Below are 1858 nucleotides of genomic sequence, written 5' to 3' on the forward strand. Positions count from 1 at the left end.
GCGATAAAGCCTTCGAGCTCTTTTTCTTGTGCGGCACAATCGGCAATGGTGTTTTCCAAGATGGGCAGACGCGCTTCGATGTCCATCTGTTCGGCGATACCCGCTTCGGCAAGATCATCGCGACCGGCATCTACGGCGGCTTGCAGATTGGCATCGATGGCTTCGTGGCGGTTGCTTTCATCGGCCATTTTCTTGGCGGCAAGATGTTTCTGTGCCAACACTTTGCCCAATTCAGCACGCACTTCATCTACTGCGCGCTCAATTTCGCGGATGCTTTCGTTCATTACCGCTTCAGGCGCGAGGTTTTCCGCCGCATCAATCAGGGCATGAAAACCGCCGCTTACCAGACGGCCTACTCGGCGGGATAGGGTTTCGCTCATTTGGATTTTCCTTTCACTAAAATGTGTTTGTTTCATTTGGTATGGCGGCAGCCTTAAATTTCATTTGCCTGCTGCACAATCTTTGCCAGTTTCAAAGTATTTTCAAGCTGTTGCAGCACGGTATCGTCGTATGCCGCGCCTTTGCCGGTTACGGCGAGTTGCAGGATGCTGTCGGTAAGGCGGACGATGCGCCACATCAGTTCGCGCTCGTATTTTTTCAAATCGTCTAGGTCAGCTTCTGCTGGCAGATCGGCGGCGAGTGTTGCGCCTAAGTCGGGCAGTTGTTCAAACAGCCTCGCCACGATATGCGAATGCACTCCAGCCTGTTTTTCAGCGTGCAAGATTTCGTGTTTTGCTGGTTGGAAAAACTGCTCTTGCGCCGTCAGTGCAGAGCCGTAATCGCGTGTCTGCGTATGCGCCAAGCGCGCCAGCTTGAGCAATTCGCGGATTTTTTCAGACGCTGTATTCGCACCTTCAATTTTGAGTTCGGCAATAAAATCAGCATCTTCCTGAGTGATGCGCACACTAATTGGGATACGGTTCGTTGCATTCATATTCGTCTGCTTTGATTTGTATTCATTTGAATACAAATATACAAGATGGGATTCTGAGGCGCAATACCTGAAACCGTATATTTATGTAAACATCAGGCTGTCTGAAACTTGATTTTCGGTTTTCAGACGGCCTTTTCCTTTATAATCCGTACATTATTTTCATACACACAGCAGGTTCTCCATGTCCAACAAACCCACACTCCTTCTCGTTGACGGCTCTTCTTATCTTTACCGCGCCTATCATGCCATGGGGCAGAATTTGTCTGCGCCCGATGGTGCGCCGACGGGGGCGATGTATGGTGTGTTGAACATGCTGCGCCGGCTGCGGGCGGATTATGTGCATGAATATTGCGCGGTGGTGTTTGACGCTAAGGGCAAAAATTTTCGCCACGAGATGTTCCCCGACTATAAGGCGACGCGCCCGCCGATGCCGGACGATTTGCGCCCTCAGGCGGAAGCCTTGCCGGATTTGGTGCGCCTGATGGGCTGGCCGGTATTGGTGATTCCGCAGGTGGAAGCGGACGACGTTATCGGCACTTTGGCTAAGATGGCTAGCGAAGCAGGGTGGAACGTGGTGGTATCTACCGGCGATAAGGACATGGCGCAGTTAGTAAATGAGCGCGTGACACTGGTGAACACGATGAGCGGCGAAACGCTGGATATTGAAGGCGTGAAGGAAAAATTCGGTGTGCGCCCCGACCAAATCCGCGATTATCTCGCGCTGATGGGCGACAAGGTGGACAACGTGCCGGGTGTGGAAAAATGCGGCCCGAAAACTGCGGTGAAGTGGCTGGAAGTCTATGGCTCGCTGGCTGGTGTGATGGAACACGCTGCCGAAGTCAAAGGCAAGGTGGGAGAAAACCTGCAAGCTGCTTTGGAACAACTGCCGCTGTCGTATGATTTGGTAACGATTAAAACCGATTT

3 protein-coding genes are annotated in these 1858 nt (G+C 51.9%); 1 reads left to right on the plus strand and 2 read right to left on the minus strand.

Features of this window, described 5'->3' with window-relative positions; all coding sequences use genetic code 11:
* Both ACTHUM_RS12770 and ACTHUM_RS12775 read right to left on the minus strand, forming a co-directional pair.
* On the minus strand, positions 1-380 hold a 380-nt coding region (locus tag ACTHUM_RS12770; protein ID WP_440403029.1), incomplete at its 3' end, for a PspA/IM30 family protein.
* Between the two features lie 53 nt (positions 381-433).
* On the minus strand, positions 434-934 hold the full coding sequence (locus tag ACTHUM_RS12775) for a hypothetical protein (RefSeq protein ID WP_107768670.1): 501 nt from the start codon (positions 932-934) through the stop codon (positions 434-436).
* Between the two features lie 181 nt (positions 935-1115).
* On the opposite strand from ACTHUM_RS12775, the gene ACTHUM_RS12780 reads away from it, so the two are divergent.
* A partial coding sequence (locus ACTHUM_RS12780; RefSeq protein ID WP_440403030.1) for a 5'-3' exonuclease occupies positions 1116-1858 on the plus strand: 743 nt, incomplete at its 3' end.

The organism is Neisseria sp. P0021.S006 (genome assembly GCF_051956895.1).